Raw genomic sequence first — 16,190 nt, forward strand, 5'->3', positions numbered from 1 at the left:
GCACGGCGTAACGCGCGATCGGGCTCTTTGTTTGCTTATTCCGCCGGACGACCCGGCTTGTCGCCGACGCGTCGGATCGCGGTCGTCCGGCCGGTCACGTCGATCGCCGCACCCTCGCTGCGTGGATCGGCGGCACCGACCCAGCGGCCGCCGACCCGCTCGATGGCATTGGCCTTCAGCCCCATCGGCGCGACGACCACCGTCTCGCCCAGCGCCTGAAGGCCGGGGACGAGCGCCTCCAACGCGGTGCCCTGTTCGACCGTCGCGACCTTGTACGGCGCGAAGAGCAGCCCTTGCGCGATCGCATCCTGCGCGCTCAGCTTCCAGTCGATGACCCCGATGATCGCCTTGGCAACCTGCGCGATGATGGTCGATCCGCCCGCCGCGCCGACCGCCAGGCGGACCTTGCCGTCGGGACCATAGACGATGGTCGGCGACATCGAGCTGCGCGGGCGCTTGCCGCCCTGAACCCGGTTGGCGACCAGATCGCCGTCCTTGACCGGCACGATGTCGAAATCGGTCAGCTCGTTGTTCAGCATCGTCCCGTCGACCGACAGGCCCGAGCCGAACGAGCCCTCGACGGTGGTCGTCACCTCGGCGACGTTACCGGCGGCGTCGACCGTGACGAGATCGGTGGTGCCGGGCACCTCGCTGACCGGCGCGCGGACACGAGGCGGGGCACCGGGCGGCGTGCCGGGCGACACCGACGCCATGGTGCGGTCGGGCGAGATCAAGGCCGAACGGCTGGCGATATAGGCCGGGTCGAATAGGCCCTTAATCGGTACGCGGACATAATCGGGATCGCCCAGATACATGTCGCGGTCGGCATAGGCGAGCCGTGAGGCTTCGGCGAACAGATGCCAGGCTTGCGGAGAATCCTTGCCCAGCCTGGCCATGTCGAAGCGTTCGAGCAGCTTCAGGATCGACAGCATCGTCGAACCGCCGCCCGAGGACGGCCCCATGCTGCACACCTTGTACCCGCGATAGGTGGCGCAGAGCGGCGGGCGCGGCTTTGCGGCGTAGCTGGCGAGGTCGCCGGTCGTCATCTTCGACGGATTGCGCGTCGCGGTGTTGACCGTCGTCACCAGCTTCTGCGCCTGTGGCCCGATATAGAAGCTGTCGGGACCGAGCTTGGCGATCCGCTCCAAAAGAGCGGCCTGTTCGGGATTGCGGATGACGCTGCCGAGCGGGAGGACCTGCCCGTCCGGGCCGGTCAGCCGGGCGCGGGTGGCGGCATCGACATGGCCGCCATAGCGGGTCAGCGCGGTCTGGAGGCGCGGGGTCAGCTGGAACCCGTCGCGCGCCAGCCGGATGGCTGGCTGGAACAGCCGCGCCCAGGGCAGCTTGCCGCCCTGCGCATGGGCCAGCGCCATGCCGCGCAATGCGCCGGGCACGCCGACGCTGCGTCCGCCGGGGACGGCATCGGCATGGCTGAGCGGGCGGCCATCGGGGCCGTAGAACCAGTCGGGCGTCGCGGCCATCGGCGCGGTTTCGCGCGCGTCGATGGTGTTGGTGCCGCGCGCGTCATGGCGCACCCAATAGCTGCCGCCGCCGATGCCGGAGCTTTGCGGCTCGACCACGTTCAGCGCCAGCATCGTCGCGATGGCGGCGTCGGTCGCACTGCCGCCTGCCCGCAATATCTCAACCCCGGCGGCGGCGGCGCGGGGGTCGGCTGCGCTGACCATCCCTTCGGCAGGGGCCTTGCTAGGGGCCTTGGCGGGCTGACGTGCTTCGGCGGGCGCGGCGAACGGCAGCGTCAGCGCCGCCATGGAGAGGAGCCAGTGCTTCATGCGGCCAACCCTAGCGGCAAGGCTCTCCCTACGCCAAGCCGTAACGTCAGGCGCCGATGGCCTCGCTCACGCTGGCGAACCCGTCGCGGGCGAGCAGCGCATCGAGATCGGTCAGAATGCGGGCGGCCAGCCCCGGCCCCTCATAGACCAGCGCGGAGTAAAGCTGGACCAGGCTGGCCCCGGCCCGGATGCGGGCATAGGCCTCTGCGCCGGAGTCGATCCCGCCCGCCGCGATCAGGGTCATCGCCGCCCCGGTGGCCTTGCGGAAATCGGTCAGCCGCGCGCGGGCGAGCGGGGCGAGCGGACGGCCCGACAGTCCGCCGGTCTCGGCGGCGTTGGCGCTCTTCACGTCCGGCCGGGTGATGGTGGTGTTGCCGATGATGATCGCGTCCAGCCGGTTGTCGATCGCGGCGCGCGCGATCTCGTCGATCTGGGCGGGGTCGAGATCGGGGGCGACCTTCAGGAACAGCGGCACCATGCCTGCCGCTTCGCGCGACGCGGCGAGCAGTTCGGCGAGTGCCGCGCCATGTTGCAGGTCGCGCAGGCCCGGCGTGTTGGGGCTGGAGATGTTGATCGTGACGTAGTCAGCGATCGGCGCCGCGCAGGCCACGCCGTGTCGGTAGTCGGCGATGCGGTCGGCGGCGTCCTTGTTCGCGCCGACATTGATGCCCAGCACGCCCTTGCGTTTCGCGGCCTTCGCGCGCGCCAGTCCCGCATCCAGCCCGCCATTGTTGAACCCGTAGCGGTTGACCACCGCCTGGTCCTCGACCAGCCGGAACAGGCGGGGCTTGGGATTGCCGGGCTGGGGCTTGGGGGTCAGCGTGCCGATCTCGACCATGCCGAAGCCCAGGCCGAAAAAGCCGTCGATCGCCTCGCCATTCTTGTCGACCCCGGCCGCCAGCCCCAGCGGGTTGGCGAAGTCGATTCCCGCCACCTTGGTCGCAAGGCGGGGATAGCGCGCCGGATCGGCCCCCATCGGTGCGCCCAGTGCGCCCCAACGCGACAGCATCGCGACCGTCAGACCATGGGCGCGTTCGGCATCGAGCGCGAAGAGGAGCGGGTGATAAAAGGCCATTTCGGCCCGGTTAGCGGATTGCGGGGGGAGGGGGAAGGTGTGGGGCATCCCTCTTGCCTTCATTGCTCCCCCTCCCGCAGGCGGGAGGGGGTTGGGGGCAGTCGCCGCAAATCCAGATCGCCGGTCCCTGCGGCACCCGCCGCGCCGTCTTGGATGCAGCCAGCCATCTGAGTCCGGGGCTCAAAGGAACGCTATTACCCAACATGGGTTGGTGGGGACCCACAGGGAGAGCCCCGATGAAGACCCCCGTCGCATTCACCCCCCAGGTCGAAGACGTTAGCCCCAAGGAAGGCGAAACCGTCGACCAGATGAACCAGTCGTTCGAGCACATCCTCGACACTACCTCGAAGGACTATGGCCACGGCGTCCGCGCCGTCCATGCCAAGGCGCATGGCATCATCCGGGGCAAGCTGAAGGTTCACGACGACCTCCCGCCCGAACTGGCACAGGGGCTCTTCGCCGGGCCGGGCGAATATGAGGCGGTCGCGCGCATCTCGACCAATCCGGGCGACATATTGGATGACGCCATCGGCCTGCCGCGCGGGCTCGCGCTGAAGGTCATCGGGGTCGAGGGCGAGCGGCTGCCGGGCTCGGAGGGCGATGCGACGCAGGACTTCGTCATGGCCAATGCGTCGGTCTTCACCGCGCCGACGGCGGACGCCTTTGCCAAGAACCTCAAGATGCTGGCGTCCACCACCGACAAGTTCGAGGGCGGCAAGAAGCTGCTGTCGGGCATATTGCGCGGGATCGAGGCGACGCTGGAGACGGTTGGCCTGGAGAGCGCGACGCTCCAGACGCTGGGCGGGGCCAAGCAGGTGCACCCGCTGGGCGAAACCTATTACAGTCAGACGCCGTTCCGCTATGGCGACCATATCGCCAAGTTCGGCCTGTTCCCGGTCAGCCCCGCGCTGACTCAGTTGACCGGCGATACGGTGAATACGCACGACCGGCCCGATGCCCTTCGCGAAGTGGTGCGCGAGGTGATGATCGAGCAGGGCGGCGAGTGGGAGCTTCGCGTCCAGCTCAACCGCGACCTCGACGCGATGCCGATCGAGGACGCCACCGCCGAGTGGAGCGAGGAGGATAGCCCGTACATCACCGTCGCGACCTTCACCGCGGAACCGCAGGTCAGCTGGCAGGACGGTCAGACCAACGCGATCGACGATGCGTTGTCCTACAGCATCTGGCACGGGCTGGCCGCGCACCGGCCGCTGGGCAATATCAACCGCGCGCGCAAGGACACCTATCGTTTCTCGGCCGACTATCGCGGCCGGGTGAATGGCTGCCCGATGCACGAGCCGCGCGCCATGGCCGAGTTGCCGTGACGCGGCGTCAGCGGCTAGGATGGGCGGCATGATCCGTCTGTTTCATGTCAGCGACGTGCATTTCGGTGCCGAGGACCCCGCCGCGCTCGCCTGGTTCGCCGAGCGGGTCGCGGCGGAAAAGCCGCACGCGGTCATCATGACCGGCGACCTGACCATGCGCGCGACCAAGCGCGAGTTCCAGGCGGGCGGCGCATGGCTGCAATCGCTAGGTGTGCCGGTGACGGTCGAGGTCGGCAATCACGATATCCCCTATTATTGGGACCCGTTCCGGCGGCTGTTCGCCCCCTATCAGCGTTACGCCGCGATCGAGCGGATGATCGAAAAGCCGCTCGACCTGCCCGGCGTGACCGTCGTGCCGCTGAAGACCACCGCGCGCGCGCAGTGGCGGTGGAACTGGTCCAAGGGGCGGGTGAGCCGCAGCTCGCTCCGCCGCGCACTGGCGCTGATCGAGCAGGCGCCGAAGGATCATCTGATCCTGGTCGCCGCGCATCATCCGCTGATCGAGGGGCCGACCAAGGGCACGGCGAAGACCCGCAACGGCGACGAGGCGCTGACCCAGCTGGCGGCGGCGGGGGCACATGCGGTGCTGTCGGGCCATGTCCACGACCCGTTCGACGTGCCGATCGACCGCGACGGCCGGATCATCCGCATGATCGGAGCGGGCACCCTGTCCAAGCGGACGCGCAAGACTCCGCCTGCGTTCAACGAACTGCGGATCGAGGGGCTGGGGTTCGAGACGCTGGTCCGGAGTTTCGGCGAGACCGCGCCGCATGTGATTACCGAGGATATGCGGGCGGGGTGATGGGAGGGGGCAGGGCGTGGGCTTCGACTGCGCTCAGCCTGAACGGTTGTTTGTGTAAGACTGGTCTCCAACCTCCGTTCAGCCTGAGCGAAGTCGAAGGCCACGCTCAGACCCCCGGATCACCCCCGCATCACATGCGGCCGCGCCGCCACCTGATCGTACATCCGCCCCGGCTGGTCGAGCCAGATCGGCGACAGCTTGCTCGAATCCGTGCGCTCCAGCCCGACCGCATAGGCGCAGCGCGCCATGCCCCAGTCGGTATGCGCGGCGGCGGCGAGGATCGGCACGAACATCGGGCGGCCCGCCGCGTCGATCACATGGATCGCCTCGCGCGGCAGGGCGGTGACGCCGCGCACGGTGCGGCTTTCGCCTGGTGCCAACGCGAAGGGCGGGACGATCGGGCGGCCCTGCGGCTGATGCGCCAGCTCGATCAGCTGTCCGTCGAGCCCGGCATGGGCGCTGAGCAGACGCAGGTCGACCGCGACCCGGCCGATCGGCGTCGCGCCGCTGTTATGCACCGTCACCTCGGCCTCGATCGTCGCCGACAGCATGTTGAGGCCGACACGCACCGGACGGGCCTCGACCGCCAGGAAGCTGGGCTCGGGCGGTAGCGCCGGAGCGGCGGGCGGGGGCGGCGTCGGCTCGGCACGCGGGGCCGTGTCGGGCACCGGCGCAGGTGTCCGCTCGACCGGATCGGCGGCGGCGCGCGGGGCGGGCGCGGGGAGCGCCGGAGCCTTACGGCTGCGGCGACCCAGCCAGATGCCGATGGCCAGCGCGGCGAGGCCCGTGCCGATCAGCATCGGCCAGAAGGGCAGGCCGCGATCCGAGTCATTCTGCTGCTCGGGGGCGACGGTGCCCGGCGCGGCGATGGCGGGGGCCTGTTCGTTGGCGATGGTCATGCCGTCCACGCTCGGCTCGGTCCCGCCGACCGGCTGGGCCTCGCGGTCGGGCAGGCGCGTGGCGGGCGGCTCGGGCGAGGGCGCCGGTACGGGCACCTCGACCGGGGTCGGGCTGGGCGTCGGCGTCGGTGTCGCGCGCGGGGTAGGCCGGGGCGTCGGGGTGGCGCGTGGCGTCGGCGTCGCGGCCGGGGCGGCCTGCGGCGTGGTCTGGCTGGGCAGGACCAGGCGCGGCGTCGGCGGGGTCGGCACGGCCGACGGATTGGCCTGCGGCGTCGAAAGGCGCGGGCTCAGGCTGAAGCTTTCCAGTCCGCCGGTGCCTGGGCGCGCGGCATCATTGTCCTGCGACGTGGTCTGGAACGGGACGGCAGCGGCGGGCAGCGGGGCAAGCACCGGCACCAGCGTCAGGGCAAGAAGGCGCGCGGCGCGGCGCGGCCCGGACGATGTCATGAAATGCATTCCTCGTGGTAACTACAATCTTCAACCGCCGTCCGGGTCCCAGACCCGGCCGCACCAGCCGTGCCCCGGAGGCCCGGCGGATGCAACCCCATATAGTAACCGCATATGCGGCCAATATGTGGCAAGCCCCGCGCCAGCGGGAACTTTGCCCTGGCCTGCGCGTGCGTCGGTTTGACACCCGGGGGTGCAGCGCCTATATCGCCATCACTCACCACGATCTTCGGGAAATGACGCGCCTTCGCGCAGCGTGTCGGTCGAATGGAAGGTCGCTGGTTCAACGGACGCCGGATGCCGCCGCAGTTATTTGCGAGCGGCCTTTCGGCGTCTGTCGTTGCGTCTCGCCCGGAGGCATCCGGGCAGTGATTTACGGCTGACGAGGCAGACAGACCCATGGCAACCAAGGCGATCGACAGCGGCTCCGCCCCGCGCAAGGGCGATGGCGGCACCGCCAAGCGGCGTATCCGCAAGGTGTTCGGCGACATCCACGAAGTGGTGCAGATGCCGAACCTGATCGAGGTTCAGCGCGAAAGCTACGAGCAATTCCTGCGCTCGGACAAGTCCACGGGCCATGTCTCGGGGCTGGAAAAGACGCTGCGCAGCGTCTTCCCGATCCAGGATTTCGCGGGCACCGCCTATCTCGACTTCGACGATTACGTCCTCGAGGACCCGAAGTTCGACGTCGAGGAATGCCGCCAGCGGGGCATCACCTATGCCGCGCCGATGCGCGTCACGCTGCGCCTGACCGCGTTCGAGGTCGATCCCGATACCGAAGCCAAGTCGGTCATCGATATCAAGGAGCAGGACGTCTACATGGGCGACATGCCCCTGATGACGGAGAACGGCACCTTCTTCATCAATGGCACCGAGCGCGTCATCGTCAGCCAGATGCACCGTTCGCCGGGCGTGCTGTTCGACCATGACCGCGGCAAGACCCATGCCTCGGGCAAGTATCTCTTCGCCGCGCGCGTGATCCCGTATCGCGGCTCGTGGCTGGACTTCGAGTTCGACGCCAAGGACATCGTCAACGTCCGTATCGACCGCAAGCGCAAGCTGCCGGTGACGGCGCTGCTCTATGCGCTGGGCATGAACTCGGAAGAGATCCTCAACTATTTCTACAACCGCCTGACCTTCGTTCGCGGCGACGGCGGCTGGAAGATCCCGTTCCAGGCTGAGAACTGGCGCGGTGCCAAGCCGATGTTCGACATCGTCGACGCCAGCTCGGGCGAGGTCGTGTTCCCGGCCGGTCAGAAGATTTCCCCGCGCGCCGCCAACAAGGCGGCCAAGGACGGCCTGTCGCAGCTGCTGATCCCGACCGAGGAAATCTTCGGTCGCTATTCGGCCTATGACCTCATCAACGAGCAGACCGGCGAAATCTACGTCGAAGCCGGTGACGAGATCAGCGCCGAGAACCTCGAAGCGCTGGACAAGGCGGGCGTCGACACGATCGAACTGCTCGACATCGACCATGTCGCGACCGGCCCGTGGATCCGCAACACGCTGAAGGCCGACAAGGCCGAAGAGCGCGAGCAGGCGCTGTCCGACATCTATCGCGTGATGCGCCCCGGCGAGCCGCCGACGCTGGAGACGGCGGAGTCGCTGTTCGCCGGCCTGTTCTTCGATCCCGATCGCTACGACCTGTCGGCCGTGGGTCGCGTCAAGCTGAACATGCGCCTCGACCTCGACTGCCCGGACACGGTGACGACGCTGCGTACCGAGGACATTCTGGCGGTCGTCAAGACGCTGGTCGACCTGAAGGACGGCAAGGGCGAGATCGACGATATCGACAATCTCGGCAACCGTCGCGTGCGTTCGGTGGGCGAGCTGCTGGAGAACCAGTATCGCGTCGGCCTGCTGCGCATGGAGCGTGCGGTCAAGGAGCGCATGTCGTCGGTCGACGTGTCGACCGTGATGCCGAACGACCTGATCAACGCCAAGCCCGCGGTCGCCGCGGTGCGTGAGTTCTTCGGTTCGTCGCAGCTGTCGCAGTTCATGGACCAGACCAACCCGCTCTCCGAAGTGACGCACAAGCGTCGCGTTTCGGCGCTCGGGCCGGGCGGTCTGACGCGTGAGCGTGCGGGCTTCGAAGTCCGCGACGTTCACCCGACCCATTATGGCCGTATTTGCCCGATCGAAACGCCGGAAGGCCCGAACATCGGTCTGATCAACTCGCTGTCGACCTTCGCCCGCGTCAACAAGTACGGCTTCATCGAGACGCCGTATCGCAAGGTGATCGACGGCCGCGTCACCGACGAGGTCGTGTACCTGTCGGCGATGGAAGAGCAGAAGCACACCGTCGCCCAGGCTTCGGCCGCGACGGACGCCGACAACCGTTTCACCGAGGATCTGGTTTCGGCGCGTCAGGCGGGTGAATTCCTGATGGCGCTGCCCGATCAGATCACCCTGATGGACGTGTCGCCCAAGCAGCTCGTCTCGGTCGCCGCCTCGCTCATTCCGTTCCTGGAAAACGACGACGCCAACCGCGCGCTCATGGGCTCGAACATGCAGCGTCAGGCCGTGCCGCTGGTGAAGGCGGAAGCGCCTTTCGTCGGCACCGGCATGGAAGAGACCGTGGCCCGCGACTCGGGTGCGGCGATCGCGGCGAAGCGCGCCGGTATCGTCGACCAGGTTGATGCCAGCCGCATCGTTGTTCGCGCGACCGGTGAGGTCGATGCGGGCAAGTCGGGCGTCGACATCTACACGCTGATGAAGTTCCAGCGTTCGAACCAGTCGACCTGCATCAACCAGCGTCCGCTGGTGAAGGTGGGCGACGTCGTGAAGGCGGGCGACGTGATCGCCGACGGCCCCTCGACCGAGTTCGGCGAGCTGGCGCTGGGTCGCAACGCGCTCGTCGCGTTCATGCCCTGGAACGGCTACAACTATGAGGACTCGATCCTCATCTCCGAGCGGATCGTGAAGGACGACGTGTTCACGTCGATCCATATCGACGAGTTCGAAGTCATGGCGCGCGACACCAAGCTCGGGCCGGAAGACATCACCCGCGACATCCCGAACGTGGGTGAAGAGGCGCTGCGCAACCTCGACGAGGCGGGCATCGTCTATGTCGGGGCCGAGGTGGAGCCGGGCGACATCCTGGTCGGCAAGATCACGCCGAAGGGCGAATCGCCGATGACGCCGGAGGAAAAGCTCCTCCGCGCGATCTTCGGCGAAAAGGCCAGCGACGTGCGCGACACCTCGCTGCGTCTGCCGCCGGGCGTGGCCGGTACGATCGTCGACGTGCGCGTCTTCAATCGTCACGGCATCGACAAGGACGAGCGCGCGATGGCGATCGAGCGCGAGGAGATCGAGCGCCTGAAGAAGGACGCCGACGACGAGCGTACGATCCTCAACCGGGCGACCTGGAGCCGCCTGCGCGAGATGCTGCTCGACCAGACCGCCACCGCTGCGCCCAAGGGCGTGAAGAAGGGCATCGTCATCGATGCCGAGGTGCTGGAATCGGTCGATCGTCACGAATGGTGGAAGTTCGCCGTCGCCGACGACGCGCGCCAGAGCGATCTGGAAGCGGTCAAGGCGCAGTATGACGAAGCCGCCAAGCGGATCACGGACAAGTTCCATGACCGTCGCGACAAGCTGGAGCGTGGTGACGAGCTGCCGCCGGGCGTGCTCAAGATGGTCAAGGTCTTCGTCGCGGTGAAGCGCAAGCTGCAGCCGGGCGACAAGATGGCCGGCCGTCACGGCAACAAGGGCGTCATCAGCCGCATCCTGCCGCAGGAGGACATGCCCTTCCTCGCGGACGGTACGCCGGTCGACCTCGTGCTGAACCCGCTGGGCGTGCCGTCGCGCATGAACGTCGGTCAGATCTTCGAGACGCATCTGGGCTGGGCGGCGCGCAACCTGGGTATGCAGGTCGCGGCGCAGCTCGAGGATTGGCGTGAAGCCAACCCCGACGCCAAGCCGGGCGCGGTGCCGGAAGCGGTGAAGTCGCGGCTCGTGGAAATCTACGGCGATCACTATGCCGACGACATCCAGAACCGGGACGACGAGGAAGTGGCCGAGCTGGTCCAGAACATCCGCACCGGCGTGCCGATGGGGACCCCGGTGTTCGACGGTGCGCGCGAAAGCGACGTGTCGGAGATGCTGGAGCTGGCGGGTCTGCACACCTCGGGCCAGTCGGACCTGTTCGACGGGCGCACCGGCGATCAGTTCGACCGCAAGGTGACCGTGGGCATCATCTACATGCTAAAGCTGCACCACCTGGTCGACGACAAGATCCACGCACGTTCGATCGGGCCGTACTCGCTCGTTACCCAGCAGCCGCTGGGTGGTAAGGCGCAGTTCGGTGGCCAGCGCTTCGGTGAGATGGAAGTGTGGGCGCTGCAGGCTTATGGCGCGGCGTACACGCTCCAGGAAATGCTGACGGTGAAGTCGGACGACGTGGTCGGCCGCACCAAGGTCTACGAAGCGATCGTCAAGGGCGACGATACCTTCGAGGCGGGCATCCCGGAGAGCTTCAACGTGCTGGTCAAGGAAATGCGCTCGCTGGGTCTCAACGTCGACCTCAAGTCGATGGAAGACGCCCAGGACGACGGTCTGGCCGAGGCGGCGGAGTAAGATACGGAGCCGGTGGGGCCACCCGCCTCACCGGCGCCTTCTCGCTCACCCGATGAATTTTCCCTCCCTGTGAGGAAAGCGAAATGAACGAACTGACCAACTTCGCCAATCCGGTGGCCAAGCCGGAAACCTTCGACCAGATTCAGATCGGTATCGCGTCGCCCGACAAGATCCGTTCCTGGTCGTTCGGCGAGATCAAGAAGCCCGAGACGATCAACTACCGCACGTTCAAGCCGGAACGTGACGGCCTGTTCTGCGCGCGCATCTTCGGTCCGATCAAGGATTACGAATGCTTGTGCGGCAAGTACAAGCGCATGAAGTACAAGGGCATCGTCTGCGAAAAGTGCGGTGTCGAAGTCACTGTGTCGAAGGTCCGCCGCGAGCGGATGGGCCATATCGAACTGGCCGCCCCCGTCGCGCACATCTGGTTCCTGAAGTCGCTGCCGAGCCGCATCGGCCTGCTGCTCGACATGCAGCTCAAGCAGCTCGAGCGCGTGCTGTACTTCGAAGCCTATATCGTCATCGAGCCGGGCCTGACCCCGCTGGAGAAGTATCAGCTTCTCACCGAGGACGAACTGCTCGACGCGCAGGATGAATATGGCGAGGACGCCTTCTCCGCCGGGATCGGCGCCGAGGCGGTCCGCATCATGCTCGAGAATCTCGACCTGGAAGGCGAGAAGGTCGCGCTGCTCGAAGAGCTGGCGACGACCAAGTCGGAGCTGAAGCCCAAGAAGATCATCAAGCGCCTGAAGGTCGTCGAGAGCTTCCTGGAGTCGGGCAACCGTCCCGAATGGATGATCCTGGAAGTCATTCCGGTCATCCCGCCCGAGCTGCGCCCGCTGGTGCCGCTGGACGGCGGTCGTTTCGCGACCTCGGACCTGAACGACCTGTATCGCCGCGTCATCAACCGCAACAACCGCCTGAAGCGCCTGATGGAACTGCGTGCGCCGGACATCATCGTCCGCAACGAAAAGCGCATGTTGCAGGAAGCGGTCGACGCGCTGTTCGACAATGGCCGTCGCGGCCGCACGATCACGGGCGCCAACAAGCGTCCGCTGAAGTCGCTGTCCGACATGCTGAAGGGCAAGCAGGGCCGCTTCCGTCAGAACCTTCTGGGTAAGCGCGTCGACTATTCGGGCCGTTCGGTCATCGTGACCGGCCCGGAGCTGAAGCTGCACCAGTGCGGCCTGCCGAAGAAGATGGCGCTCGAGCTGTTCAAGCCGTTCATCTACGCCCGTCTGGACGCCAAGGGTCTGTCGATGACCCTGAAGCAGGCCAAGAAGTGGGTCGAGAAGGAGCGCAAGGAAGTCTGGGACATCCTGGACGAGGTGATCCGCGAGCACCCGGTCATGCTGAACCGCGCGCCGACGCTTCACCGTCTGGGCATCCAGGCGTTCGAACCGGTGTTGATCGAGGGCAAGGCGATCCAGCTTCACCCGCTGGTCTGCTCGGCGTTCAACGCCGACTTCGACGGCGACCAGATGGCCGTGCACGTTCCGCTGTCGCTCGAAGCGCAGCTGGAAGCGCGCGTCCTGATGATGTCGACCAACAACATCCTGTCGCCCGCCAACGGCAAGCCGATCATCGTGCCGTCGCAGGACATGGTGCTGGGCCTGTATTACCTCTCGCTCGAGAAGCAGAAGGAACCGGGCGAGGGCATGATGCTGGCGGACATGGAGGAGGTCCACCAGGCCCTCTTCGCCGGTGCCGTCACGCTGCACACCAAGATCATCAGCCGCGTTCCGCAGACCGATGAGAATGGCGAGCAGTATCTCAAGCGCTATGAGACCACGCCGGGTCGCATGCTGCTGGGCGAGTGCCTGCCGAAGAGCCACAAGGTGCCCTTCGACATCGTCAACCGCGTCCTGACCAAGAAGGACGTCGGCGAGGTGATCGACGAGGTCTATCGTCACACCGGCCAGAAGGAGACCGTGCTGTTCGCCGACGCGATCATGGCGCTGGGCTTCCGTCACGCGTTCCGCGCCGGCATCTCGTTCGGCAAGGACGACATGATCATCGCGCCGGACAAGGATCGTCTGGTCGATGAGACGCGCGAGCAGGTGAAGGACTTCGAGCAGCAGTATCAGGACGGCCTGATCACGCAGCAGGAGAAGTACAACAAGGTGATCGACGCCTGGAGCCGTTGCGGCGACCAGGTCGCGAACTCGATGATGAACGAGATCAAGGCGGTCCGGCATTATGAGGACGGCCCGATGGAAGGCCGCGAGAAGCCGATCAACTCGATCTACATGATGGCCCACTCGGGCGCGCGTGGTAGCCCCGCCCAGATCAAGCAGCTGGCGGGCATGCGCGGCCTGATGGCCAAGCCGTCGGGCGAGATCATCGAAACGCCGATCATCTCGAACTTCAAGGAAGGTCTGACCGTTCTTGAATACTTCAACTCGACCCACGGCGCGCGTAAGGGCCTGGCCGACACGGCACTGAAGACGGCGAACTCGGGTTACCTGACCCGCCGTCTGGTCGACGTCAGCCAGGACTGCGTCATCATCGAAGAGGATTGCGGCACGACCCGCGCCCTCGAGATGAAGGCGATCGTGCAGGGCGGTTCGACCATCGCCTCGCTCGGCGAGCGTATCCTGGGCCGCACCACGGCCGAGGACATCGTCAACGCCAAGACCGGCGAAGTCATCATCCCGTCGGGCGTCCTGCTCGACGAGCCGATGGTGGCACGGATCGAGGCGGCGAACACCCAGTCGGTCAAGATCCGCAGCCCGCTGGTCTGCGAATCGAAAGTCGGTGTCTGCGGCAAATGCTATGGCCGTGACCTCGCCCGCGGTACGCCGGTGAACATCGGCGAAGCGGTCGGCGTCATCGCGGCGCAGTCGATCGGTGAGCCGGGCACGCAGCTGACCATGCGTACCTTCCACATCGGTGGTGCGGCGCAGCTGAACGAGCAGTCGAACCTGGAAGCGGCGGTGGACGGTGTCGTCCAGTTCCGCGACCTGCGCCTGATCACCGACCAGCGTGGCCGCCGCGTGGTTCTCAGCCGTTCGGGTGAGATCGCGATCGTCGACATGGACGGCCGCGAGCTCTCGGTCGATCGTATCCCCTACGGTGCGTACGTCCTGTTCGACGATGGTCACATCGTGTCGAAGGGCGACCGCATGGCAGAGTGGGATCCGTTCACCATGCCGGTGATCACGGAAAACCCCGGTACGGTGAAGTTCCAGGACCTCATCGAGGGCAAGACCCTGACCGAGCAGGTCGACGAAGCCACGGGTATCGCCCAGCGCGTCGTCACCGAATATCGCGCCTCGACCAAGTCGAAGGAGGATCTGCGTCCGCGCATGACCCTGCTCGACGACAATTCGGGCGAGGCCGGTCGCTACATGCTGGCACCGGGTGCGACGCTTTCGGTCGAGGACGGGGCGCAGGTGCAGGGCGGTGACGTTCTGGCGCGTGTCGCCCGCGAGTCGGCCAAGACCCGCGACATCACCGGCGGTCTGCCGCGCGTTGCCGAGCTGTTCGAAGCACGCGTTCCCAAGGACTCGGCGATCATCGCCAAGGTCTCGGGCCGTGTCGTGTTCGGCAAGGATTACAAGGCGAAGCGCAAGATCGGCATCCAGCCCGAGGATGGCGGCGAGGTCGTCGAGTATCTGGTGCCCAAGTCGAAGGTGATCGACGTTCAGGAAGGCGACTACGTCAAGCGTGGCGACAACCTGATCGGCGGCTCGCCCGATCCGCACGACATTCTGGAAACGATGGGCGTGGAGCCGCTGGCCGAATATCTGGTCAGCGAAATCCAGGAAGTCTATCGACTCCAGGGCGTGAAGATCAACGACAAGCACATCGAGACGATCGTTCGTCAGATGCTGCAGAAGGTCGAGATCACCGACGGCGGCGACACCACGCTGCTGAAGGGCGAGCAGGTCGATCGCGAGGAAATGGACGCGATCAACGACAAGCTCGATGCGAACCAGGTCCGCGCACAGGGCAAGCCCGTCCTGCTCGGCATCACCAAGGCGAGCCTGCAGACCCGCAGCTTCATCTCGGCGGCGTCGTTCCAGGAGACCACCCGCGTCCTCACCGAGGCGGCGGTCCAGGGCAAGCAGGACACGCTGATGGGCCTGAAGGAAAACGTCATCGTCGGCCGCCTGATCCCGGCGGGTACCGGTGCGGGCATGAACCGCCTGCGCGTGGCGGCTTCCAGCCGCGACGCCGCGCTCCGGGCGCAGCAGCGCAAGCTGGCCGAGGCGATCGTCGCGCCGGTCAGCGCGGCCGAGCAGCGGGCGGCGGAAAACGCCCGCTCGCCGCGGGAAGACGTCGGCACGGGCAACGATCCGCTGGCCGAGGTTGCCCCCTCGGGCCACGGCACGGACGCCGATGCCGGTGAGTATCTGAACGACTGATCGGACTAACGGATTGGAAACAAAGGGCCGCCGTCCGGGCAACCGGGCGGCGGCTTTTTACCGCCAGTGACATGGATATGTAATTTGAAGCAGGCCCCCGGTTCCCGGCCATAATTTGTAACAGGAAAAACGACGGTTTTGCGCCGAATGGAGGGCGCGTGAGGCCGGATGCAGGAACCGAAAGGCCCTCCCAACCATATACGAATGTTGGAGAAGATCCCGGAGATGCGCGGGTTATTGGTGCATCGCCGGGACCCTGGAGACCTGAAATGACGTCGCCTGAGATTGACGAAGACTATTTCTATCAGCGTGCCGAAACCGAACTCGAACTGGCCCAGAAGGCGACCCACCCCGCTGCGGTTCGAGCGCATTACATCATCGCCAACCACTATCTCGACCGGGTGTACAGCCAGCCGGATGCCAACGGAGCGGTCGAGGCGGCGGAGTAAGCCAACGACGGTAAGACCTGAGATTTGAGGAAATGACAGCCGCCTCGACCGCTCCCGGTCGGGGCGGTTTTGCTATGGGCGGCGAGGTGCCGCTTGCTGGGGAAATTGGCACGGTCGCAGGGAGCGCCATGGCCTTTCACGAACTTGCGAGAACGCCTTTTCCGCCCCCCCATCTGCTCATACCCGGCGAAGGCCGAGGCCCAGTTGCAAGACGGCTGGAAGAAATCACCCACGCTTCCCGGACTGAATCCCAGCCTTCCGGGATAGTGTGACGTGTGTTTTGACGCCCACACGCAGGTCGTCTCATTCCTCCCCTGCAAGGGGAGGGGGACCAGCGAAGCTGGTGGAGGGGTGTAACCCTATCGACAGCGGGACACCCCTCCGTCAGCGCTTCGCGCTGCCACCTCCCCTTGCAGGGGAGGAACTCTTCGCACCGGGCAGCCATGCGAACCGGC

At 66.3% G+C, this 16,190-nt stretch carries 8 protein-coding genes; 5 read left to right on the forward strand and 3 right to left on the reverse strand.

The window, feature by feature from the left end; genetic code table 11:
• Window positions 1-35 precede the first annotated feature (35 nt).
• Both ggt and ASF14_RS15055 read right to left on the reverse strand, forming a co-directional pair.
• The gene (ggt, locus tag ASF14_RS15050; protein ID WP_201780608.1) at window positions 36-1,769 is read right to left on the reverse strand and encodes a gamma-glutamyltransferase; all 1,734 of its coding nucleotides are present in this window, start codon (window positions 1,767-1,769) and stop codon (window positions 36-38) included.
• A 67-nt stretch (window positions 1,770-1,836) separates the two neighbouring features.
• On the reverse strand, window positions 1,837-2,865 hold the full coding sequence (locus tag ASF14_RS15055; protein WP_056436760.1) for a quinone-dependent dihydroorotate dehydrogenase: 1,029 nt from the start codon (window positions 2,863-2,865) through the stop codon (window positions 1,837-1,839).
• 236 nt (window positions 2,866-3,101) lie between these two features.
• Here ASF14_RS15055 and ASF14_RS15060 point away from each other — a divergent pair, with 236 nt between their 5' ends.
• Together ASF14_RS15060 and ASF14_RS15065 are read left to right on the forward strand one after the other, a co-directional pair.
• Window positions 3,102-4,190 carry a catalase family protein gene (locus ASF14_RS15060; RefSeq protein WP_082442281.1) on the forward strand — a complete coding sequence of 363 codons (1,089 nt, stop codon included), beginning with the start codon at window positions 3,102-3,104 and terminating at the stop codon, window positions 4,188-4,190.
• Between the two features lie 28 nt (window positions 4,191-4,218).
• Entirely contained in the window at window positions 4,219-4,992 is a 774-nt protein-coding gene (locus ASF14_RS15065; RefSeq protein ID WP_056437169.1) for a metallophosphoesterase family protein, read from the forward strand.
• A gap of 119 nt (window positions 4,993-5,111) precedes the next feature.
• On the opposite strand, the gene ASF14_RS15070 is transcribed toward ASF14_RS15065, so the two are convergent.
• Window positions 5,112-6,338, reverse strand: a complete 1,227-nt coding sequence (locus ASF14_RS15070) for a hypothetical protein (protein ID WP_156361223.1) — start codon at window positions 6,336-6,338, stop codon at window positions 5,112-5,114.
• Window positions 6,339-6,737: 399 nt separating this feature from the next.
• Here ASF14_RS15070 and rpoB point away from each other — a divergent pair, with 399 nt between their 5' ends.
• The 3 genes from rpoB to ASF14_RS15085 all read left to right on the forward strand — a co-directional run bounded on the left by rpoB (window position 6,738) and on the right by ASF14_RS15085 (window position 15,735).
• Window positions 6,738-10,916, forward strand: coding sequence for a DNA-directed RNA polymerase subunit beta (gene rpoB, locus ASF14_RS15075; RefSeq protein WP_056436769.1), 4,179 nt, complete (start codon window positions 6,738-6,740; stop codon window positions 10,914-10,916).
• 83 nt (window positions 10,917-10,999) lie between these two features.
• Window positions 11,000-15,286 carry a DNA-directed RNA polymerase subunit beta' gene (rpoC, locus tag ASF14_RS15080; protein WP_056436772.1) on the forward strand — a complete coding sequence of 1,429 codons (4,287 nt, stop codon included), beginning with the start codon at window positions 11,000-11,002 and terminating at the stop codon, window positions 15,284-15,286.
• A 269-nt stretch (window positions 15,287-15,555) separates the two neighbouring features.
• Entirely contained in the window at window positions 15,556-15,735 is a 180-nt protein-coding gene (locus tag ASF14_RS15085) for a hypothetical protein (RefSeq protein ID WP_056436775.1), read from the forward strand.
• The last annotated feature ends 455 nt before the right edge of the window (window positions 15,736-16,190 follow it).

Origin of the sequence: Sphingomonas sp. Leaf257, from assembly GCF_001422185.1 — a bacterium.
In the GTDB taxonomy this organism is placed as follows: domain Bacteria; phylum Pseudomonadota; class Alphaproteobacteria; order Sphingomonadales; family Sphingomonadaceae; genus Sphingomonas; species Sphingomonas yabuuchiae.

What these genes read in the sequence shown, in the direction of transcription:
- rpoB (WP_056436769.1), top strand. Translation starts at nt 6,738, where the DNA reads ATGGCAACCAAGGCGATCGACAGCGGCTCCGCCCCGCGCAAGGGCGAT.
- ASF14_RS15085 (WP_056436775.1), top strand. Translation starts at nt 15,556, where the DNA reads ATGACGTCGCCTGAGATTGACGAAGACTATTTCTATCAGCGTGCCGAA.
- ggt (WP_201780608.1), bottom strand. Translation starts at nt 1,769, where the DNA reads ATGGCGGCGCTGACGCTGCCGTTCGCCGCGCCCGCCGAAGCACGTCAG.
- ASF14_RS15060 (WP_082442281.1), top strand. Translation starts at nt 3,102, where the DNA reads ATGAAGACCCCCGTCGCATTCACCCCCCAGGTCGAAGACGTTAGCCCC.
- ASF14_RS15055 (WP_056436760.1), bottom strand. Translation starts at nt 2,865, where the DNA reads ATGGCCTTTTATCACCCGCTCCTCTTCGCGCTCGATGCCGAACGCGCC.
- ASF14_RS15065 (WP_056437169.1), top strand. Translation starts at nt 4,219, where the DNA reads ATGATCCGTCTGTTTCATGTCAGCGACGTGCATTTCGGTGCCGAGGAC.
- rpoC (WP_056436772.1), top strand. Translation starts at nt 11,000, where the DNA reads ATGAACGAACTGACCAACTTCGCCAATCCGGTGGCCAAGCCGGAAACC.
- ASF14_RS15070 (WP_156361223.1), bottom strand. Translation starts at nt 6,338, where the DNA reads ATGACATCGTCCGGGCCGCGCCGCGCCGCGCGCCTTCTTGCCCTGACG.